At 38.2% G+C, this 22,052-nt stretch carries 21 protein-coding genes and 2 tRNA genes; 13 read left to right on the top strand and 10 right to left on the bottom strand.

All coding sequences use genetic code 11. The features are described from left to right. Positions 1-2: 2 nt before the first annotated feature. From argF to argC, 6 genes are all read right to left on the bottom strand, one after another. Complete coding sequence (gene argF, locus P0092_RS19800) at positions 3-920, bottom strand: ornithine carbamoyltransferase (RefSeq protein WP_004621449.1); 918 nt, start codon at positions 918-920, stop codon at positions 3-5. Between the two features lie 27 nt (positions 921-947). Then, positions 948-4,160, bottom strand: a complete 3,213-nt coding sequence (carB, locus tag P0092_RS19795; RefSeq protein ID WP_004621451.1) for a carbamoyl-phosphate synthase (glutamine-hydrolyzing) large subunit — start codon at positions 4,158-4,160, stop codon at positions 948-950. 60 nt (positions 4,161-4,220) lie between these two features. Then, complete coding sequence (gene carA / locus P0092_RS19790) at positions 4,221-5,276, bottom strand: glutamine-hydrolyzing carbamoyl-phosphate synthase small subunit (RefSeq protein ID WP_004621453.1); 1,056 nt, start codon at positions 5,274-5,276, stop codon at positions 4,221-4,223. A 44-nt stretch (positions 5,277-5,320) separates the two neighbouring features. Continuing rightward, positions 5,321-6,523, bottom strand: coding sequence for an aspartate aminotransferase family protein (locus P0092_RS19785; protein WP_004621455.1), 1,203 nt, complete (start codon positions 6,521-6,523; stop codon positions 5,321-5,323). A gap of 193 nt (positions 6,524-6,716) precedes the next feature. Then, positions 6,717-7,628: an acetylglutamate kinase gene (argB, locus tag P0092_RS19780; RefSeq protein ID WP_004621456.1), complete on the bottom strand. Its 912-nt coding sequence runs from the start codon at positions 7,626-7,628 to the stop codon at positions 6,717-6,719. A gap of 22 nt (positions 7,629-7,650) precedes the next feature. Beyond that, entirely contained in the window at positions 7,651-8,592 is a 942-nt protein-coding gene (gene argC, locus P0092_RS19775; protein ID WP_004621458.1) for an N-acetyl-gamma-glutamyl-phosphate reductase, read from the bottom strand. Between the two features lie 339 nt (positions 8,593-8,931). Here argC and P0092_RS19770 point away from each other — a divergent pair, with 339 nt between their 5' ends. Further along, on the top strand, positions 8,932-10,050 hold the full coding sequence (locus P0092_RS19770; RefSeq protein ID WP_004621461.1) for an ABC transporter ATP-binding protein: 1,119 nt from the start codon (positions 8,932-8,934) through the stop codon (positions 10,048-10,050). A gap of 68 nt (positions 10,051-10,118) precedes the next feature. Here the strand turns inward: P0092_RS19770 and P0092_RS19765 are convergent, their stop codons facing one another. The 4 genes from P0092_RS19765 to P0092_RS19750 form a co-directional block, all read right to left on the bottom strand. Beyond that, complete coding sequence (locus tag P0092_RS19765) at positions 10,119-10,712, bottom strand: GIY-YIG nuclease family protein (protein ID WP_004621462.1); 594 nt, start codon at positions 10,710-10,712, stop codon at positions 10,119-10,121. Positions 10,713-10,732: 20 nt separating this feature from the next. Then, positions 10,733-11,287, bottom strand: coding sequence for a DUF2589 domain-containing protein (locus P0092_RS19760; RefSeq protein WP_004621465.1), 555 nt, complete (start codon positions 11,285-11,287; stop codon positions 10,733-10,735). Between the two features lie 70 nt (positions 11,288-11,357). Beyond that, positions 11,358-11,858 (bottom strand): DUF2589 domain-containing protein, encoded by a 501-nt coding sequence (locus tag P0092_RS19755; protein WP_004621467.1) that lies wholly within the window; start codon positions 11,856-11,858, stop codon positions 11,358-11,360. Positions 11,859-11,896: 38 nt separating this feature from the next. Then, positions 11,897-12,373, bottom strand: coding sequence for a GyrI-like domain-containing protein (locus P0092_RS19750; RefSeq protein ID WP_004621469.1), 477 nt, complete (start codon positions 12,371-12,373; stop codon positions 11,897-11,899). A gap of 172 nt (positions 12,374-12,545) precedes the next feature. Between P0092_RS19750 and P0092_RS19745 the strand changes: the two genes are divergently transcribed. The 12 genes from P0092_RS19745 (at position 12,546) to P0092_RS19690 (ending at position 22,052) form a co-directional block, all read left to right on the top strand. Further along, entirely contained in the window at positions 12,546-13,793 is a 1,248-nt protein-coding gene (locus P0092_RS19745; RefSeq protein WP_004621471.1) for an MFS transporter, read from the top strand. A 134-nt stretch (positions 13,794-13,927) separates the two neighbouring features. Then, positions 13,928-15,007: a PucR family transcriptional regulator gene (locus P0092_RS19740; RefSeq protein ID WP_004621474.1), complete on the top strand. Its 1,080-nt coding sequence runs from the start codon at positions 13,928-13,930 to the stop codon at positions 15,005-15,007. Between the two features lie 50 nt (positions 15,008-15,057). Further along, positions 15,058-15,765 carry a cell division ATP-binding protein FtsE gene (gene ftsE, locus P0092_RS19735; protein ID WP_004621477.1) on the top strand — a complete coding sequence of 236 codons (708 nt, stop codon included), beginning with the start codon at positions 15,058-15,060 and terminating at the stop codon, positions 15,763-15,765. Continuing rightward, positions 15,734-16,648 (top strand): permease-like cell division protein FtsX, encoded by a 915-nt coding sequence (ftsX, locus tag P0092_RS19730; protein WP_004621479.1) that lies wholly within the window; start codon positions 15,734-15,736, stop codon positions 16,646-16,648. Before ftsE ends, ftsX begins: the two co-directional genes overlap by 32 nt. A gap of 54 nt (positions 16,649-16,702) precedes the next feature. Next, entirely contained in the window at positions 16,703-17,830 is a 1,128-nt protein-coding gene (locus tag P0092_RS19725; RefSeq protein ID WP_004621480.1) for a murein hydrolase activator EnvC family protein, read from the top strand. 139 nt (positions 17,831-17,969) lie between these two features. Further along, the gene (locus P0092_RS19720; protein WP_004621483.1) at positions 17,970-19,205 is read left to right on the top strand and encodes a S41 family peptidase; all 1,236 of its coding nucleotides are present in this window, start codon (positions 17,970-17,972) and stop codon (positions 19,203-19,205) included. 63 nt (positions 19,206-19,268) lie between these two features. Further along, positions 19,269-19,436, top strand: coding sequence for an alpha/beta-type small acid-soluble spore protein (locus P0092_RS19715; RefSeq protein WP_004621484.1), 168 nt, complete (start codon positions 19,269-19,271; stop codon positions 19,434-19,436). A 65-nt stretch (positions 19,437-19,501) separates the two neighbouring features. Next, on the top strand, positions 19,502-20,248 hold the full coding sequence (locus tag P0092_RS19710) for a class I SAM-dependent DNA methyltransferase (RefSeq protein ID WP_004621486.1): 747 nt from the start codon (positions 19,502-19,504) through the stop codon (positions 20,246-20,248). Positions 20,249-20,503: 255 nt separating this feature from the next. Then, positions 20,504-20,704: a cold-shock protein gene (locus P0092_RS19705; RefSeq protein ID WP_004621488.1), complete on the top strand. Its 201-nt coding sequence runs from the start codon at positions 20,504-20,506 to the stop codon at positions 20,702-20,704. 149 nt (positions 20,705-20,853) lie between these two features. Further along, the gene (gene hslO / locus P0092_RS19700) at positions 20,854-21,732 is read left to right on the top strand and encodes an Hsp33 family molecular chaperone HslO (protein WP_004621490.1); all 879 of its coding nucleotides are present in this window, start codon (positions 20,854-20,856) and stop codon (positions 21,730-21,732) included. Positions 21,733-21,877: 145 nt separating this feature from the next. Continuing rightward, positions 21,878-21,953: transfer RNA gene (locus P0092_RS19695), tRNA-Val, on the top strand. A 22-nt stretch (positions 21,954-21,975) separates the two neighbouring features. Continuing rightward, positions 21,976-22,052: transfer RNA gene (locus tag P0092_RS19690), tRNA-Asp, on the top strand.

Raw genomic sequence — 22,052 nt, 5'->3', positions numbered from 1 at the left:
TTTTAACCCATCAGGGTTGCCATTACTGCCTTTTGAGCGTGGAGACGATTTTCTGCTTCATCGAAAATAACAGATTGAGCACCATCTATGACGTCCTCAGTCACTTCGTAGCCTCTGTATGCCGGCAGGCAGTGAAGGAATATAGCGTCTTCCTTTGCTTTAGCAAACAACTGTGAATTAATCTGATAAGGCATGAATATATTAAGTTTTTCTTCCTTTTGCTCTTCCTGACCCATGCTTATCCAGGTATCAGCATAGACAACGTCTGCATTGGCAATTGCCTCAACAGGGTCTTGAGTTAGTACTATCTTGGAACCACTGGCCTTTGCAGCTTCTTTTGCTTCATCCACGTATCTGCTGTCACATTCGTAGCCTTTAGGAGAAGCTATTGCAATGTCCATTCCGGTTTTTGCACAGCCATGCAAAAGGGAATGGGCAACATTATTTCCGTCACCTATATATGCAAGCTTCAGACCTTCAAGTTTCCCTTTGTGCTCATAAACAGTCAGCAAGTCTGCAAGTATCTGACATGGATGCATTTCGTCAGTCAGACCGTTTATTACCGGGATAGTTCCATACTTTGCAAGGTCTTCAACGTCGCTTTGCTTGAAGGTTCTTATCATAATTCCGTCTATATAACGGGACAGAACATTAGCAGTATCAAAAATTGATTCACCCCTGCCAAGCTGTATATCATTTGAGCTTAAAAAGAGGGAGTACCCACCCAGTTGATACATACCTACTTCAAAAGAAACTCTGGTTCTGGTGGATGACTTTGTGAAAATCATTCCAAGGGTCTTGCCCTTTAGAAGGTGGTGCTGTACCCCTTCCTTTGTCTGTCTTTTAAGCTTTTCGGATAGTTTTAGTAAATCATGTATTTCATCAGTGCTTAAATCATTAAGACTTAATAAATGTTTCATAACAATATTACCTCCATAAAATAGATTTTATCCTCTATATATCGAATATTCATCAAGGGCATAAACGTCTGCCTTGTTGTCTGCTATAAGACGCTCCAGAATGCTTAAAACTGCATTGGTCGTATCAAGAGAAGTTATGCACGGAATATTGTATTCCATTGCGGTTCTTCTTAAGACAAACCCTTTTCTTTCAGGCATTTTACCTCTTGTAGGAGTATTAATTACCAGTGTTATTTTATCTTCCTTAATCAAATCCAGAACTTTTTCTTCTTCAATAAGTTCAACAGGAAGGTTTGCATGCTTCAATGCCTCGTAAGTTCCTTTGGTAGCTGACAGTTTAAATCCAAGCTCAAGCAACTTATTGGCTATATCACGGCACTCGGTTTTATCCCTGTCCGCAACAGACAAGAGTACATTTCCGCCGGAGGGTATTTTAGTACCTGAAGCAGCTACAGCCTTGTACAATGCATTGTAGTAATCCTTGTCAACACCCATAACCTCACCCGTAGACTTCATTTCCGGCCCTAGGAACGTATCAACTGTAGTCAGCTTTGCAAATGAAAATACAGGTGCTTTTACTGCATAAAAATCGGTTTCTTTAGCAAGGCCGTTTTTATAACCCAATTCTTTTAGTGTCTTGCCCATAATTAACTTGGTGGCTACACCTACCATAGGAATACCCGTTATCTTGCTCATTATAGGTACAGTTCTGCTGGCACGGGGATTAACCTCAATTACATACACTTTTTCATTGCTGTCCATAACGAATTGTATATTAAACAAACCTTTTACTTTCATAGCCTTGGCAAGTCGAATGGTATAGTCCTCGATAGTATCTTTTACCTTTTGGGAAAGATTTCTCGGAGGATAAACAGCAATACTGTCTCCTGAGTGAACTCCTGCACGTTCTATATGCTCCATGATTCCGGGAATAAGAACTTCATTTTCGTCACATATCCCATCAACTTCCATTTCTTTACCAACTACATATTTGTCAATTAGAATAGGATGTTCAGAGGAAATTTCCGAAGCCATAGTGATATACTCTTCAAGAGTTTTGTCATTATATACAATTTCCATGGCACGGCCTCCAAGTACGTAGGATGGCCTTACCAGAACGGGATAACCTATTTTATTGGCAATCTCCTTTGAGTGTTGAAAGGAAAAAGCTGTATTACCTTCTGGAATAGGAATATCCAAAGATTCCAGAAGCTTTAAAAATTTATCCCTGTCTTCGGCAACATCAATACTGTGAACTGAGGTTCCGAGAATATTAACACCTTCCTGATGCAGTGTTTCGGCCAGATTTATTGCAGTCTGACCTCCGAATTGAACAATAACACCAAGGGGTTTTTCCTTTTCAATAATATCCAGAACACATTCCTTGGTAAGGGGTTCAAAATACAGCTTGTCGGAGGTATCAAAGTCCGTGCTTACAGTTTCGGGATTATTATTAATAATAATTGATTCAATTCCCATTTGTTTAAGGGTTTCAACGGAATGTACGCTGCAATAGTCGAATTCTATACCCTGACCAATTCTTATTGGGCCTGAGCCTATAACCAGAACCTTATCACCTGTAGTAACCTCAACATCGTCTCTATCCTCATAGGTTGAGTAATAGTAAGGAGTAGCGGCTTCAAACTCACCTGCACAGGTATCAACAATTTTGTAAACAGGGTTGATAGGGTACTTTTGTCTTAATTCAAGTATTTTTTCAAGAGGTACGTTGGCAAGATTGGCTATATAGGAATCACCAAAACCTATTTTCTTTGCCTTAGCATATAAATCATAATCAAGCCATGCAATACCTGCATTTGTTATTTCTTCTCCCAGTCTTACAATCTTTTTTAGCTTTCTTATAAAGAAGTCGTCAATTTTTGTAATTCTGACTATTTCACCTGCTGAAACGCCCTTTTGTATGGCTTTGCAAATCGCAAACATTCTCTGGTCACTGGGGTGCTTTATATATTCAACAAGGTCTTCTCGGCTCATGCTGTCAAACAGGCTGAGCCCCAACTGATAATTAAACTTTATATCAAGAGAGTCGATTGCTTTAAGCAGGGATTCCTCAAAGGTACGTCCGATGGCCATAACCTCTCCGGTAGCCTTCATCTGTGTTCCAAGGCTTCTGTCGGCATTGGCGAACTTATCAAAAGGCCAGCGGGGGACTTTAGTTACAACATAGTCCAAAGACGGCTCAAAGCACGCACTGGTGGTTTTTGTAACGGAGTTCTTTATTTCGTCCAGTGTCATTCCGATAGCTATTTTTGCAGTAACTCTGGCAATTGGATATCCGGTAGCCTTTGATGCCAATGCACTTGAACGGCTTACTCTTGGATTTACCTCTATAACAACATACTCAAAGCTGTCCGGATTTAAAGCAAACTGTATGTTGCAGCCTCCCTTTATATCCAAAGCTCTTATTATCTTTATGGAAGCTGTTCTCAGCATCTGATATTCAACGTCAGACAGGGTCTGGCTGGGAGCGACAACAATACTGTCTCCTGTATGTACTCCAACAGGATCAAAGTTTTCCATATTACATATAATAATACAGTTATCGTTGCTGTCACGCATTACCTCGTATTCAATTTCCTTCCAGCCTGCAACGCTCTGTTCAAGGAGAACCTGACTAATCATACTGAGTTTGAGGCCTTTACCGCAAATATATTTGAATTCCTCCATAGTATTTGCAATTCCGCCACCGGAGCCTCCCAGTGTATACGCGGGCCTTATAATAATAGGGAAGCCGATTTCTTCTGCAAAATCAATAGCATCCTGCATGGTTGTTACAATTTTACTTGGGGCAACCTTTTCGTCAATTTCTTGCATTGTCTCTTTGAAAAGCTCTCTGTCCTCAGCCTTTTTTATAGAGGAGAGGGAAGTTCCCAGAAGTTCTATGTTAAGCTCATCAATAATTCCGTCTTCAGCCAGTTCAACAGCCATGTTAAGTCCTGTTTGACCGCCAAGTGAAGCAAGAATTCCATCAGGCTTTTCCTTGTATATGATTTTCTTAACAAATTCCAGAGTAATGGGTTCAATATATACCTTATCAGCTGATTGGGTATCTGTCATAATTGTTGCCGGATTACTGTTAATCAGAACAACTTCAATACCTTCTTCCCGTAAGGACTTGCAGGCTTGAGTACCGGAATAGTCAAACTCCGCCGCCTGACCTATTACGATAGGCCCTGAACCTATTACCAAAACCTTTTTTATATTTATATTCCTTGGCATACCATTCGCCTCCATGAGCCGCAATGCGGTAATATAATGTATTAACTGCAAATTTAAAAACTACAGCATTTTTACAAAGTCATCAAAAATATATGCGGAATCCTGCGGACCCGGTGCTGCTTCAGGATGGTACTGTACACTTATCAAAGGAAGGGTTTTGTGCCTGAAGCCCTCGATTGTATCATCGTTTACGTTTCTGTGTGTTATCACAATATCCTCGTTGGAACTGCTGTCTATTGCGTAATTGTGATTCTGAGAAGTTATATAGCATCTTCCGGTGATGTAATCCTTAACAGGATGATTCCCGCCGTGGTGTCCGAATTTGAGCTTTTTGACATTGCAGCCCAAGGAGAGTCCCAAAAGTTGATGTCCAAGGCAAATTCCCATGATTGGCTTTAAGCCCAGAAGCTTTTGAACGGTTTTTTTAGCCACAGTTAAATCCCTCGGGTCGCCGGGGCCGTTGGAAAGAAGAATACCGTCGGGATTAAATTCCATAATTTCATCAAAGGTACTGAAAGCTGGGAGAATGTGTATATCGCAGTCTCTGCTTTCAAGAGAACGTATTATGTTGCTTTTTACACCGAAATCCAGAAGGACAACTTTTTTACCCGAACCGGAAATATGGGTGGGAGTTTTTGAAGTAACTTCCATTACCAGGTTTCTTGGGACACTTTTATAGTTTTCAAGGTTTTTGTGAAGAGTATCCAGATTACCACATTCTGTGGATATAATCCCGTACATGCTCCCGTGCTTACGTATATGCTGAGTCAACGCTCTGGTATCAATACTTTTTATACCTACAATATTGTGCTTTGCAAAATATTGATCCGCATCCATATCATTTCTCCAGTTGCTGGGAGTAGAGCAGAGTTCCTTAACTATAAAGCCCTGAACATGAGGCTTGTAAGATTCATTGTCTATGGAATTGAAGCCATAGTTACCGATTAACGGATAGGTCATTGTTACAATTTGTCCATTATAGGAAGGGTCAGTCGTTATTTCCTGATACCCTGTCATACAAGTATTAAAAACAATTTCTCCGGCCGTTTCTCCGCTTTTTCCAAAGCCTTCTCCTGAGAAATATGTACCATCTTCAAGTAATAGAACTGCTTTCATTATATATAAACCTCCGTGAGCCTGACAGCGACTCGCTAATTTGATTAATTTAATTCTTCCAGTGATTCTTTTAATGCTGTAATAAAATCATCTGCGTCCTTCTGCGTAATAATTAGAGGCGGAAGTATTCTCAAAATATTCTGGCCTATATTGGCAATAAGGTATTTCTTTTCAAACATTTTGTTTTTGATATCCGGGGCAATGGCCTTGTTAAGCTCTATGCCAACCATAAGGCCTGCCGACCGTATTTCGGAAATTATGGAGTAGGAGCCGGAAGCCATTTTTTCCAGTTCATTCTTAATATAACTGCCGATTTTCTCTGCATTTTCGGGAAGCTTTTCGTCCTTCATTATTTTCATAACTGCAAGACCTGCCGTACAGGCTAATGGATTCCCGCCAAAGGTTGAACCGTGGTCGCCGGGAGTAAATGCCTTTGCAACGGATTCTTTGGCACATACTGCTGCTATAGGAATTCCACCTCCCAAAGCCTTTGCCAGAGTAAATATATCCGGCTCTATGTCAAAGTTTTGATATCCAAACAGCTTACCGGTTCTGCCTACGCCGGTCTGAACTTCATCAAAGATAAGCAACAGGTTTTTGTCATTGCACAATTCTCTTACTTTTTTCATATATTCAGGGTCACATGGATATACTCCGCTTTCACCTTGAACTGGCTCCAGCATAATTGCGCATGTATTTTCGGTAATGGCAGCTTCCAAAGCAGCTATGTCGTTTTGAGGAACTTTTTTAAAACCTTTTGTAAGAGGCTCAAATGGCTTTGCATACTTTTCCTGACCTGTAGCACTGAGAGTTGTTATGGTTCTTCCGTGAAAGGACTTGTGTAGGGTTATAATTTCGTACTTTTCAGGCATACCTTGTTTTTTAAAGTAAATTCTGGCAAGCTTGATTGCTCCTTCGTTGGCTTCAGCACCGCTGTTGGAAAAAAATATCTTATCTGCACAGGAGTTTTCTACCAGCTCTTTAGCAAGCTGAGCCTGTGGCTCTATGTAATAAAGATTTGAACAGTGCACAAGATTATTCAATTGCTCACTGACCATTTCAGTAAAAATCGGATGGCCGTAACCTATGGAATTAACTGCAATTCCTGCAAAAAAGTCTGTGTACTTTTCATCTTCCGTACTCCATAGGTGTATCCCCTTACCTTTTTTAAAGGCAACAGGTATCCTTTTACCAAAAGTATTCATGTAATATTTATCATCATATTCCTGTATCTTTTCTAAATTCATTACAATCACTCCTTCATACCGATATATTAATGCGATATTTATAATTTATAATTATACATTAATATGCATAAAAATGCAACCAATTTATGTATGAGAATTTCTTTATAAATTAAAACACTTCCTATGTAAAGACAGTACAGGAAGTGTCAAATGCAATATAAAAAAACTATAAAGCGGTTTTGTATAATTAATATTAATACAAGGCCTCGTTTTCGTGGTACAGGTTCTTATCTTTCATAATCATTGTTCCGATTCCCTTGTAAGTAAAGATTTCCAGAAGAATACAATGGGGAATACGTCCGTCAATTATATGTGTTCTGCCAACGCCCTTTTCAAGTGCTTCAACACAACCTAAAACCTTTGGTATCATACCTCCTGCAATAATCTTTTTATCAATAAGGTCGTAAACTTCGTCAATGGTGAGGGCAGGAATTATTGCTTCGCTGTCTTTTGAGGGTTTAACACCTTCTACATCTGTGAGCAGCATGAGCTTCTCCGCTTTCAATGCAGCAGCAATTTCACCTGCTACGGTATCTGCGTTTATGTTATAGCTCTCACCGTCAGGGCCAACGCCTATAGGAGCTACAACGGGTATATATTCGTCTTTTGAAATAAGCTCAAGCACCTTGGAATTAATTTTTGTGATTGTTCCTACATAGCCTATGTCCCTTAGTTCTCCGTCGATTTCAGTTTTATACTGCTCACATTCAATGAGCTTTCCGTCGATACCGCACAAGCCTATGGCTTTTCCGCCTTTGTGGTTTAGCATTGATACAATCTGCTTGTTGGTTTTTCCAACAAGCACCATCTGAGCAACTTCTATAGTCTGTGCGTCTGTGACTCTTAAACCGTTTACAAACTCACTCTTTACGTTGTAGTTCTGAAGTGCCTTGTTTATATCAGGCCCGCCACCATGTACCAAAACAGGGTTCATTCCTATATATTTTAAAAGAGTAATATCTTCCATTACAGAATTTTTAAGCTCATCATTAATCATTGCATTGCCGCCGTATTTTATTACAACGGTTTTACCATAAAGTCTCTGTATGTAAGGAAGTGCTTCAATTAATATTTCTGCTTTTTTAATCAAATTATCATAATTCATAAAATTGACCTCCGTTAAATTATTAAAGTCCGGTATTTTCGTCAAAGCCCAACATTATATTCATATTTTGAATAGCGGCACCGGAAGAACCTTTTCCCAAATTATCAAGAACAGATACTAGCATAATTTGCTCTTCATTTCCTGTAACGTAGATTTCAAGGTTGTTTGTATCATTGACACGGGTAGCACCAATAAAACTGTTGGGAAACTCCTTTTCCGTTCCCAATGGCATAACCTTTACAAACTTTTCATTACTATAATAATCAGCAATAAATGCGTGAATCTTTTCAACTGAAGGAGTTCCTGAAAGAAGCTTTCTATATAAAGGAACACATACAGACATACCCTTGAAATAAGAACATACTATGGGAGAAAAAATAGGAGCTTGTTCAAGTCCGCTGATAACAGTCATTTCAGGAATGTGTTTGTGGGACAGACCCAGCGCATAGAGCTGCGGACTCTCAAAGCTGTGTCCTTCGGGAGCTTCGAACTGTGCTATGAGTTTTTTTCCTCCGCCGCTGTACCCGGAAAGAGCATGGCTGGTAACAGGGTAATCCTTTGGAAGAAGGTTGCCTGCAATAAGAGGGTAAACTATACTGATAAATCCTGTCGCATAACAGCCAGGAACAGCAACTCTTTTGGAAATTTGAATCTTCTCACGGTGTCCCTTGCTTAATTCAGGTAAACCGTAAGCCCAGTCAGAATTAGTCCTGTGAGCAGTACTTGCATCAATAATTTTAGTAGAAGGATTTTCTGTAAGGGATACGGCCTCCTTAGCAGCGGAATCCGGCAGACAAAGAAAAACTATATCTGCATTGTTTATGTATTTTTTTCTTTCATTAATATCTTTACGTTTTTCGGGGTCTATTTTAAGTATTTCAATATCATCTCTTTTTTCCAGTCTCTCGTTTATCTTTAATCCGGTAGTACCTTCGCTTCCGTCTACATAAATTTTATATTTCATAAAAATTCAATCCTTTCTATATAATAGATAACAGATAGATATATTCACAATAAAATTTCGGACAATGAAAATTTATGCATAAAATGAATATTATTTTATAATTATACAATGTGATGCATAAAAATTCAATATAACAGAGGATTTTTATTTTATTTATGCAAAATTTATGCAATATAAGAAATATGCTTTTAATACTATACAAAAGTACTAAAAGCCAAAAATTAATTTTGTTAAAAAACAATATGGTTTGTAAAAGGTCAGCAGTGTATCATAATATATATAAATTGTGATACGTTGCTAACTTAAATTCATAAGGATGTTTCAGGGAGGTATAAAAAAATGGCTAGCTTAAAGCTGAAAAATATTTACAAAAGATATGCAGGTGGGGTTACTGCTGTTAATGATTTTAATCTTGATATCGAACATAACGAATTCCTTGTTCTGGTTGGTCCTTCAGGATGTGGTAAGACTACTACACTTAGAATGATAGCCGGTTTGGAAGAAATTTCAGAAGGTGAATTGTACATTGGAGATAAATTAGTAAATGATGTTGCTCCAAAGGATAGAGATATAGCGATGGTTTTCCAGAACTATGCATTGTATCCTCACATGACAGTATTTGATAACATGGCATTTGGTTTGAAATTGAGAAAGACTCCAAAGGAAGAAATAAAGAAGCGTGTTCAGGAAGCTGCAAAGATTCTTGATATCGAACATTTGCTTGACAGAAAGCCAAAGGCTTTATCAGGTGGTCAGAGACAGAGAGTTGCGTTAGGTCGTGCTATCGTTCGTGAACCTAAAGTATTCTTAATGGACGAACCTCTTTCAAACTTGGACGCTAAGCTCAGAGTTCAGATGAGAACTGAGATAGGAAGACTTCACAACAGACTTAACACAACCTTTATATATGTAACACATGACCAGACAGAAGCTATGACAATGGGTACAAGAATCGTTGTTATGAAGGATGGATACATCCAACAGGTTGATTCACCAACAGCTCTGTATGACAGACCATGTAACATATTCGTTGGAGGATTCATAGGAAGCCCTCAAATGAACTTTATGAATGCTGTTCTTACTAAAAGAGGAAATGACTTGCATCTCGTATTCGGAAAGAACGACGTTAAGATACCTGAAGGTAAGGCAAAGAAATTGGAAGGAACTGATTACATCGGTAAGGAAGTTGTTGTTGGTGTTAGACCAGAACATATTCATGACGAAGCAATGTTCCTTGAATCAATGCCAGACAGTATAGTAGAAGCTAAAGTTGACTTGGTTGAAATGCTGGGTGCTGAAACTTACCTGTATATGATAATTGAAGGTGCAACCGGAACTGTTACTGCAAGAGTTAATGCTAGAACAAAGACTCAGACTGGTGACGTTATAAAGGTTGCTATAGACGCTAACAAGGTTCATATATTTGATAAAGAAACTGAGCGTACAATTATTAACTAATATAAATTAATATAGTTATAAAAAATAACGGCCTGACACCTTTTAATGGGTGTCAGGCTTGTTTGTTATTACCAAGCAGCACCGGCCCCCCAAACAGCTTGCATGGTATTTGCTGCAAAAAGTCCTCCCATGGCTCCCCATTGTAATGAAACTGTAATGGGGTTTAGCGTGGGGTTAACATAGGGGCCTACCATTAGGTTATTTGATGTGGTACCTCCGGCACCCAGCTGTGTCATTATGAATCGAATCAGCAAATGCTCCAGATTTATAACTGCACCGTCAATAACTGCTGTATATGGGGCCCCGGCAACGGGGGCCACCGGAATACTTCCGGCTACAGGTGCAGCAGCAGGTACCACAAGAGGTGCAGGAAGGGTATTCCGACAATGTGCGACCCCCCAGGTTACTCCGATATTAGCTAACACAGCAGGACCAAACCCCATTTCCGTAACAGTAGCAAGTCGTGTTTGAAATCGGTTATGAATATTTGCCGCTATACCTATATATCTGTTGTTTGTTATAGTATTAACAATTATGTATGTGCCTGCCATATGCATGGCAGGAGGAAGTGCCGCAACCCCAAATCCGCCTCCCGGAAGGGCAGGCGGTGACATTCCGGTACAGTTGGCGGAATTGTTAAGTGCGTAAAATATGTACCCCATTTGTCCTCCTTATCCGGGACTTATGAGCCCTTTGTAACGGAAAGCGGTGCCGTACAGCTTGCCATAATATCCATAAGCTTGCTTAAACCTTCTGTTGGAGGTTGCTGGCTTGCTCCAACATGAACTTGATATTTTGCGGTTTGATTGGTACTTCTGGTATTCTCTCTGCTGGAGGATACTTTGCCGTGTATTTGTACGGAAAGCCCCCAGAAACTCTTATAGCTGGCATCTATACTACCTTCGCTCTGGGATGTGTCCTTACTGGATACTACATCGGTAACTTCCATTTGAAAATCGATTGTAACGTTATCGATTAGAAGTGACGGAATTGGTACAAGACCGATAAAAGGTGCCTGCACACTCACTTTATTTACCACAATTCCGGCTTCACTTTCGACAGGACGCTCCAAATCAAATTTTAACAACCGCGGTGTACCGTCATCTTGAAAGGCTATGGTCTGCATAAACTGCCAGGACGCCGATGCAAGCTGAACTTGTGACTGACAAACTGCCTGAAGAGGAGCACCTATCAATTCCGCCATTGGCAGATCTTTGAAATTATCTCCTATAGCCATAGAAAAATACCTCCTATTTTTTTATATATTTTTATCTTCTACCGTAGTAGAAAATTTGAAAACAGGATATTTAGTCTTTTTTTGGCTCACAATGTTTAGGACCAATATTTTTGATGAATTCGTCCAAAAACCTGGATACTCCCTCTGGAGTTTCTATTGCTCTGAATTTCATTGAAATGTCCATCATATCCGATTGTCTGTCGTTGGACTTAGTTGATGGAACTACAGAAACGTTAAAGCTTCCTCTGACAGGAGTATCAGCCAAGTTGGAGTACATGTCTTTTTTAGCATTGACCTGGTCAATATGAAGAGACATTTCCAAATCTATTTCCTTTAGTGCCAGTGCAGCGGGATTTATTAGTGTAATTAACGGTATTTCCACGCATCTTTCTGAATCTACATTAAATGACTTAGTTATAGGAGTTCCGTCAGGATAGAAAAATCTCTCAATAATCTTATTGTAATGCTGATCCAGAATTTCCTGACTACAATTCACAGAATGCAGCATTCCTCTCACTATGTCCGAAAGAGTAGTTTGTACATTCTTGTCTTTGTTTTTATCAAATATCATGATATTTTCCTCCCTTGTAAAAATCTATATAATGATGGCTATAAAACAGACGGATTGACTCCAATATATACATCTATATTTAAATTATCTTCAGGCAGCTTTGACTCAATGTTCTTAATATAGACGTTGTAAGCGGTTGTAATCTGTTGGAGATTATTTTCTTTTATATAAGAAAAAAGAGCATTATAGGTTTTATGTAATGTGGCAGGAGTACCTATGTGCTTTGCATGGATAGCATGTTGAAGGTGAAATTTATCTTTAAATTTGTATACTGTTGAAGAGCTTATTTTTCTGTCTATTGGTACCAGAATTTCCATATCCATCAAGGGTTCACTAAGACCAGGATCAATCGCAAATGTGGCAGTGATAATAGGGCCGGTTTGCTTTAAATTATTTTCGCCTAAATACCTGGCTATTTTATTCATTTCATCATTTGCTTGAGACTTGGTTATTTTTTTGCGCAAAGATAAAACGTTCTCCGCCTTAAAGCTTTTTTCATTTTCAATCTGTACCATAATATTCTCTCCTTTTCCATTTGTAATATTTGTCATCTGGGCTGACTATAGAATAAATATAGGTCTATTAAATAAATATATTCTTGAAAATGTACGATATTACTAATTAAGATGCTATAATCAGTTTGAAACTAAATATGAATAACGGAAATATAAATTAAGGGGAGCATAAATGACCAAGACATATAAAAATACTCTGCACGCGTGCTATCTGGGGTACATTTCACAAGCAATTGTAAATAATCTTGCGCCGTTGCTTTTTATAATCTTCCAGAGTCAATATAATATTTCATTCGAGATGATAGGAAGATTAATTTTAATAAATTTTGGGACTCAACTTGTTGTAGATGCTTTGGCAGTGAGATTTGTAGATAAAATAGGTTATAGAATATCAGTTGTTACCGCCCATTTCTTTTGTGCCGTGGGACTTATAGGTCTGGGTACTTTGCCAGCGTTATTTTCAACTCCATATATGGGGTTAGTTATGGCTGTAGTGCTGTATGCAATAGGCGGGGGCTTGATTGAAGTACTGGTTAGTCCAATAGTAGATTCCATTCCGGGTGATGCAAAAGCTTCTGCTATGAGCCTTCTTCACTCATTTTACTGTTGGGGACAGGTTGCTGTAGTATTAATATCCACATTGTTTATTAAAATAGCCGGAGAAGGCTTGTGGTATATATTGCCCATAATCTGGGCAGCCGTTCCTGCATACAACTTTTACAAGTTTATGGGCGTACCAATGGTTCCTGCCATACCCGAACACGAAAGGGTTCCCGTAAAACGGCTGCTGAAATCAAAACTCTTTATAATCGCCATGATACTTATGGTTTGCGCAGGTGCTTCCGAATTGGCAATGTCACAATGGTCATCGTTGTTTGCTCAAAAAGGACTCAAGGTGTCAAAAATTATGGGAGATTTGCTAGGGCCGTGTCTGTTTGCAGTATTAATGGGTTTGACGAGGGTGTTCTTCGGTATATACGGGCATAAGATTAATCTTAGAAAGGCTCTGCTCTCAAGCAGCATATTGTGCGTAATCTGCTATATCACTGCTGTTTTTGTACAGATACCAATTATTTCTTTACTTAGTTGTGCCTTGTGCGGTTTGTCCGTGAGTCTTATGTGGCCGGGGATTTTCAGCCTTACTTCTGAAAAATACCCGGGAGGGGGTACGGCGATGTTTGGTCTGCTTGCAATCTTTGGGGATTTGGGCTGCTCGGTTGGACCATGGCTTGCCGGACTTATATCTGACTATTCTCAAAAATCAGCTAAACTTGTTGAGCTTGGGGCCGTTTATGGTTTGGATTCTCAACAGGTAGGTCTAAAAACGGGGATATTCGCCGCAACCGTATTTCCGCTTTTAATGATTGTCGCACTAAGCTTGTTTAAGAATAAGAATAAGCCTGCAATTATCAACAGATAGTGATATTTGAAGGTCAGTAAAAATAAATTTACAATATGCGTTGTAGTAAAAAAAAATGATATAGTGTATAATTCTAATTAATTGTAGTACATTTACGGCAATTTACTATGCTCATTTTAAGCAGGAGGTTTATAATGTCTGTAAAATTATTTCAGACGCTGTCTGACAAATATAGCGAAGTACTCAGTAAAGAGGTTGGAGTAACAGATGATAGCGGTATTGTTATAGCCCATTCAAACTTTCAGATGATAGGACGACAAGACCAGCAAGCTGCTTCTTTTGCACTGGAAAAGGCACAACAAGCGCTTATAGACGGAAAATTGTATAATAAGGTTATATTGAAGAATAAAATAGAGTTTATTACTTTTATACAGGCAGAAGATTTGCAGGACTCAAAATTTCTTGAGTTATTTACTTTAAATATACTTAACCTAAAAAGCTATTATGATGAAAAGTACGATAAAAATACTTTTGTCAAAAATATTGTAGTTGAAAATATATTACCCGGAGACATTCTTGTAAAGTCAAAAGAGCTTCATATTGATTATAATGCAATGAGAGTTGTATATCTGATAAATGCCACCAGTGACAAGGATATTCATGTCCACGAAATTATAGAAAGCCTTTTCCCGAACAAAGGGAGGGACTTTGTTGTGGTTATTGATGATGACAATGTGGTTCTTGTAAAAGAAGTCAAGAATAAGGATGACTACAAGGAAGTATATAAACTCGCCAGAGTTATTGTAGATACACTTAATTCGGAACTTATGGTAAAAGCTTATATAGGAATAGGTACTATTATAGATAACCTTAAAGATATTACAAAATCCTATAAAGAAGCTCAGATGTCTATGATAATCGGAAATATATTTAGCGGAGATAAAAATATATTTGATTATAATAATTTGGGTATGGGGCGTCTGATATATCATATTCCAACCACCTTGTGCCAGCTTTTCCTTGATGAGGTTTTCAAGGACAACTCTGCAGATTCTCTGGACAATGAGACAATGCTGACAATTCAAAAATTCTTTGAGAATAATTTAAATGTCAGTGAAACTGCAAGACAGCTCTATATTCATAGAAATACTCTTGTGTACAGACTTGAAAAAATTAAGAGACTCACAGGACTGGAACTCACCAGCTTTGATGATGCAGTAATATTTAAAGTTGCAATACTTGTCAAAAAGTATCTGGCTAACATTAACGGTTAAAAAAAGCTGTAAGGTACTTCACAAAATCCAAACAAGGGAGTTAATTGCAGGTGGTAGAATTTATTGACGTGTATAAAAAATACCCGAACGGTACTGTAGCATTAAAGGGAATTAACCTTAAAATAAATAAGGGGGATTTTGCTTTTATTATAGGCTCCAGTGGTTCTGGTAAGTCTACTTTACTTAAACTTTTAATGAAGGAAGAATCCGTAACTCAGGGCGATGTCATTGTAAACGGGTACCAGCTATCAAAACTCCATACTCGTCAGGTGCCGTATTTACGTCGCAGTATAGGTATGGTATTTCAGGATTTCAGACTTCTGCCCAATAAAACTGTATATGAAAATATTGCATTTGCAATGGAAATAACAGAATGTCTCCCACGCGAAATACGCAGACAGGTGCCTATGTCCCTTGCACTCGTTGGCTTGAGCCGAAAGGCCAATGCATACCCTCACCAGTTGTCCGGTGGAGAACAACAACGAGTGGCTATTGCAAGATCTTTGGTAAATAATCCTGCGTTGCTTATTGCAGACGAGCCTACAGGAAATCTTGACCCTGAAAATTCATGGGAGATTGTAAAACTTCTGACAGAAGTAAACCAGAGGGGTACTACTGTTGTAGTAGCTACTCATGAAAGAAGTATAGTCGATGCAATGAAGAAAAGGGTAATAGCCATTGAGAAAGGCAAGATAATAAGGGATCAGCAGAAAGGGCTTTACGTGGATGAAGATACGGAGTTTAAAATATATTCTTAAAGAGAGTTTTAAAAATGCATATAGAAACAAACTTATGTCACTGGCTTCAATCAGTATAATAAGTGCGGCTTTGATTCTTTTTGGTGGATTTTATCTGATACTTGTCAATCTGAATCACAATCTTGATATATTGTACGCTCAGCCTCAGATGCAGGCATATTGTTTGCCTACATTGACAGACCAGCAGATTTCTGGAATAGAGACTGAGATAAAGAATAACAAATATATTAAAAGCTATTCAATAGTAACAAAAAAAGAGGCCTTTGAGCAATTTAAAAAATTCCTTGCCGATGATAAATCAAACGAGGGCGGAGCAAATATACTTGAAGGTTACGACGAAAACTCCATGAATGTATCATTTATAATAAAGGTGAAAGATCCTCTGAATAGCAAGGTTGTGGCAAACCAGCTCCGTGCTTTGGCTGGGATGGAAAATGTGAAATATTCTCAACAAACTATAGACCTGATTGCTACTATTTCAAGATGGGTGAGAATAGTTAGCCTTGTTCTTATTGGAGTATTACTAATTGTTTCGCTGTTTATAATTTCAAACACAATAAAACTTACGGTCTTTGCAAGACGTAAAGAAATAAATATCATGAAATACATAGGTGCTACCGATTGGTTTATTAGATGGCCGTTTATATTTGAGGGAATACTCATAGGAATAACGGGGGCTTTATTCGCCTTTGCAATTATTTCATATCTTTATGGGTTTGCTCAGCCAAGAGTAACCAGTAACCTTGCTACATTAGGTAATGGTTTTGAAATAATGGATTACAAGTACGTATGGAGTACACTTGTTTTATTCTATCTGGGGGTTAGTGCTTTAATAGGTGCATCCGGAAGTGTAATGTCAATCCGTAAACACCTCCATGTATAATATGAATATATATTTCAAGTAATTTTTATACGTATGATAAATAGGGGGGGTAAAATGAAAAAACGGTTAACTTTGTTAATGGTTATGTTGTACATATTTTCATGTGTAGTTATACCTGCCAGTGCGTCCAATTTGGATAAAGCAAAACAGCAGCAGAAAAATGTAAAAGGTGAGCTTAGCCAGATAGCAGGTCAAAAAAAGGCCTTGTCCAGTCAGATTGAGCAGGGTAAAGAAAACAAGGAAAATCTCGATTCTCAGGCTCAGAAGGTCCAGGGCAATGTGAACAAAAAGTCAGTGGAGATTTCTGATGTAAAGTCGGATATTAAACGTATTACAAAAGAGATTGAGCAGATTGATAAGGATTATAAGGCTAAAACAGAGCTTTTTAAGACAAGAATGAGAATTATGTATCAGAATATGAATCAATCTCCCTTTGAAGTTTTTGTAGAATCAAAGAGCCTGAGCGAATTCTTTTCCCGATTGGAGATAATTTCTCTGGTAAAGGAAAATGACAGTAAGCTTATACAGGAAATTATAACGGGAAGAGAAAGTACTGAACTTCAAAAGCAGGATAAGCTGAGAGAACTTCAGGAGAAAAACGAACAGTTAAAGACCTTGACTAATAAAGTTTCAGATATAAAAAGCTCAAGTAAAAAGGTTCAATCCGAAATAGAGGAATCAAAATCAAAACTGCAGGACCTTGAAAAAAAAGAAGATGAAATGATAGCTTTGTCCAAGGAACTGGCTAAAAAGATAACCCAGCTTAGCAGTACTACAGCAAAATATGCAGGAGGAGTACTGGCTTGGCCAACACCGGGATATACCAGAATATCATCTCCGTTTGGATACAGAATACACCCTATATATAAAGTCAGAAAGTTTCATACGGGTGTAGATATAGATGCTCCGTCAGGTGCTACAATTGTTGCTGCCAACAGTGGCAAGGTAATTATGGCAGGCTGGAACGGTGGTTACGGCAATTGTGTCATAATCGACCATGGAGGCGGACTGGCAACGCTTTATGCCCATCAGAGCAAAATAATGGTACAAGAGGGAGATTACCTTAAAAAAGGTGATACCGTAGGAAAAGTTGGAACTACGGGTTTATCTACGGGGCCGCATCTTCATTTCGAGGTAAGAAAAAGCGGAAACACCACAAACCCGCTTGATTACTATAAATAAAATATATATTCAGACAAACCCGCATATTATAAATGCGGGTTTAATATTATATTTTTATACATATCTATTAATATATACTTAAAAGTCGGAAAATAAGGAAGAATATTACTAAGAAAAAATCAAACAAGAGGTGTTCTTAATGCTGAATATGAAAGACCAAGAAACAAAGCGTTTGTTTTCAGTCATAACAATGACAGCGGTAGTATGTTTTACAATATCTATTCTTGTGTACGGCGGTTTAATGTACTTTAACGGAAGTTACTCCCTCACTTTTAACAAAAAAAGTGTAGACAGGAGCACCATACAAAAATTTAACGAAGCAAGGAGCATACTGCAGAAGGCCTACTATGAAAATGTAGATACTAACAAGCTTGTGGAAGGTGCAATAAGCGGGATGACAGATTCACTGAACGACCCATATACAGTATATTACAATAAGAAGCAAATGAAATGGTTTACCGGGCTTCAGAATAATACAGAGAATGAGTATGTAGGTGTCGGATTGCCGATAATGCTTGATAAAAATGGGGTAGTAACCGTGTTGGAGCCTTATGATAATTCTCCTGCAAAAGCCGCAGGAATAAAACAGGGTGACAAGATACTTAAAATTGACGGTAAAGACATTACGGGTATCAAGGATGAAACACTAATAGCAAGCATGATAAAGGGCCCTGAAAACACTGAAACGATTCTTACAATACTAAGAGAATCAGAAAGTAGTACCAAGGATATCCCTGTTATGCGAAAAAAGATTAAAGCTCTGGTAAACATCCGAAGTGAAATGCTTGATGGCAATATTGCGTATATCAAGCTAAAAATGTTTGATAAAAATATAAGCAAGAACTTTATAAGTCAGTTAAACACCTTGGTAAAACAGGGGGCTAAAGGTCTAATAATAGATGTTAGAGATAATCCGGGAGGATTATACGATGAAGTAGTGTCGTTGGCAGACCGGCTATTGCCTGAGGGAACTATAGTGTTTACAAAGGACAAAAACGGTAAAAAAAATGTGCAGCCATCAGATGCAACAGAATTAAATATGCCAATAGCAGTACTTACAAACGGCAACAGTGCAAGTGCTTCTGAAATCCTTGCCGGAGCCATTAAGGACTTTAAAAAAGGAACACTGATAGGAACGAAAACCTTTGGGAAAGGGTTGGTTCAAACGACTTATTCCTTCAAGGACGGCACTGGCTTAAAGGTAACAATAGCGAGATACTATACACCTTCCGGTGTTTGTATACAAGGACAGGGTATAAAGCCGGACATTGAAATAAATTTACCTGACAAGTATAAAGATACTGATGTGGCAACTATTCCAAAAGAAGATGACTTACAGCTTCAGAAAGCAATTGAGGTCATTAATCAAAAATAATACCGATATAAGGTATAAATATCTGTTATTATCCACATAATACCAATAGGAGGTGCTGATAAAGTGGATAATAATGAAAAATTGAAGTATGAAATTGCGCGGGAACTGGGTTTGATAGAAAAGGTTATGAAAAATGGATGGAAAAGCCTTACTCCAAAAGAAACAGGGCGCATTGGAGGATTGGTTACAAAAAGAAAAAAGATGCAGGTTCAGGAAAGTCAGCAGATATAATTTGCTGGCTTTCTTGTATATGTTGCGGATAATATGTTACTATTTCAGTAATATAAATAAGAAGGGTGTGTTTAATTATTTATAATAATTTTGCATATGTTTATGATAAATTAACACTTGATATAGATTATAAAAGATGGGCGGATTATGTAGAAAGTATATTCAAAAGGAATAATCTTAGTGCTTCTATGGTACTTGAGCTTGGTTGTGGTACAGGCAGCTTCGGAGTAGAAATGGCCCGCAGAGGTTACGATATGATATGCCTTGACTTATCCTCGGACATGTTGGATTGTGCAGCAGAAAAGGCTAAAAAAGAGGATTTAGATATACTTTTCTTAAATCAGAATATGTGCAGCTTTGAGCTATACGGAACAGTAGATGCAATTGTATGCCTTTTGGACAGCTTCAATTATCTTACTAATTCGTCACAAATAAATAAAATGTTCAAGTTGGTAAAGAATTACCTCAATCCCGGGGGATTGTTCATTTTTGACGTAAATACCCAGTACAAATTTGAAAACACAATAGCCGATAATCTGTTTTATGAAATTAACGATGAGGTTACATATATATGGGAGAATGATTATAATAAAAAGACAAGAAAAGCAAGATTTGATCTTACCTTTTTTGTAAAGAAGGATGAATTGTATGAAAGGTTTGATGAGACCCATTATGAAAAGGCTTATTATGATAGTGAAATAATGGATTTTATCAAAAATTCAGGGATGGAGTTTGTATCCCGTTTTGGGGAATTAACTTTGAGAAAGCCTTCTCCCGCCAGCCAAAGAAATTTTTATGTTTGCAGGAAATGAAGGGAATACATAAACTGTTTGGAATTTCCGTTCTCAATTTGAAAGAGATTCCAGATAAGAAGAAGAATAAATGCTGATAATGGTGAAAAAATAAGCTTGAATCAATTTCATCGGGTGAATAGATTTATAAATGGCATATTATAAGTTAAATATAATTTGACAGTTTAAGTCTTATGTGTTAAACTTCTATATGTTATCAAAAAGTGGCGACATTGCTCGTCGCTCAGTTTAGTTATATTCAGGAGGAATTTATTAATGGAAAAAGGTAGAGTTAAGTGGTTCAACGCTGAAAAAGGATTTGGATTTATCGAAAGAGATGGCGGAAATGACGTATTTGTTCATTTTTCAGCAATCAACATGGATGGATACAAAACACTTGAGGAAGGCTCAGAAGTAGTATTTGACGTTGTTGAAGGAGCTAAGGGTCCTCAGGCTGCAAACGTTCAGAGAGCATAATTATTGCTTTAACTATATACTGAAGTAGCCATTAACGCCCCGATATTATAGATATCGGGGCTTTCAATATATATGGGGTATTTAAGTTCACACATTTAATAAATATTATAGAATCTGTAACGAAGGTAGCTACAGAGTACGGAGGATATATGGGTGATTATATTGTAAGAGTAACTGCTGCTCAGGGAACGGTGAGAGCTTTTGCAGCTATGACTACAGAAATGGTTGGACAGGCTTCAGAGATACACGGACTGTCCCCCATAGCAACAGCTGCTTTAGGGAGGACACTGACCGCTGCAGCCATGATGTCCAGAATGTTTAAAGGGGAAAAAGATAAGCTTACCATACAGATAAAAGGGGACGGACCCTTGGGCGGAATTGTTGTAGCATCTGATTCCAAGGCAAATGTAAGAGGCTATGTTCATAATCCCAATGTTTATCTTCCTCTTAACGAACGAGGGAAGCTTGATATAAGAACTGCAATGGGAGAAGGTTATATTAACGTTATAAAGGATATGGGTCTCAAGGAGCCATATGTTGGTCTTTCACAGCTTGTTTCAGGGGAAATAGCCGACGACTTGACATATTACTTTGCCACATCTGAACAAGTACCTTCTACGGTAGCATTAGGCGTTCTGATAGATTCTTCCGGCGTAACGAGTGCGGGAGGATTTATAATACAAATGATGCCCGGAGCAGAGGAAGAAACAGTTTCAGCCCTAGAAAAACGTCTTATAGGCTTTCCTCCTATTTCAAAACTCATATCGGAAGGTACAACACCTGAAGAAATATTGAATATGCTTCTAGAGGGTATGGAGCCCAAGATAGTTGAAACAGTTCCTTGTGGTTTCAAGTGTAATTGCTCAAGAGAAAGAATGGAGAGAAATCTAATCAGTATCGGTAGAAATGATTTGCTTGAAATACTCGAAGACGGTAAAGGTGCAGAGCTGCAATGCCATTTCTGCAATACAAAATACAATTTTTCCCATAAGGACATTGAGGATATTATAAAGGAAAATGCTCAATGATTTAATTAATAAAAGCTTGATATTTTAAGCATTGTAGAGCATTTTAAAGTGTATTTAAAATATTTTTAAAAAAAAGACAAAAAACCTGTTGACTTTAATAAGCAAGCAATGTATACTATCAATTGTCGCTCACGGAAATAACCTTGGGAGCTTAGCTCAGCTGGGAGAGCATCTGCCTTACAAGCAGAGGGTCATAGGTTCGAGCCCTATAGTTCCCACCATTTTCCGTGAGAGATACAAATTGGCCCGGTAGTTCAGTTGGTTAGAATGCCAGCCTGTCACGCTGGAGGTCGACGGTTCGAGCCCGTTCCGGGTCGCCA

It is taken from the genome of Ruminiclostridium papyrosolvens DSM 2782 (genome assembly GCF_029318685.1).
Classification (GTDB): Bacteria; Bacillota; Clostridia; order Acetivibrionales; family DSM-1351; genus Ruminiclostridium; species Ruminiclostridium papyrosolvens.
The sequence above is the reverse complement of the archived record's forward strand: the minus strand, read 5'-3'. Positions and strand labels throughout refer to the sequence as shown.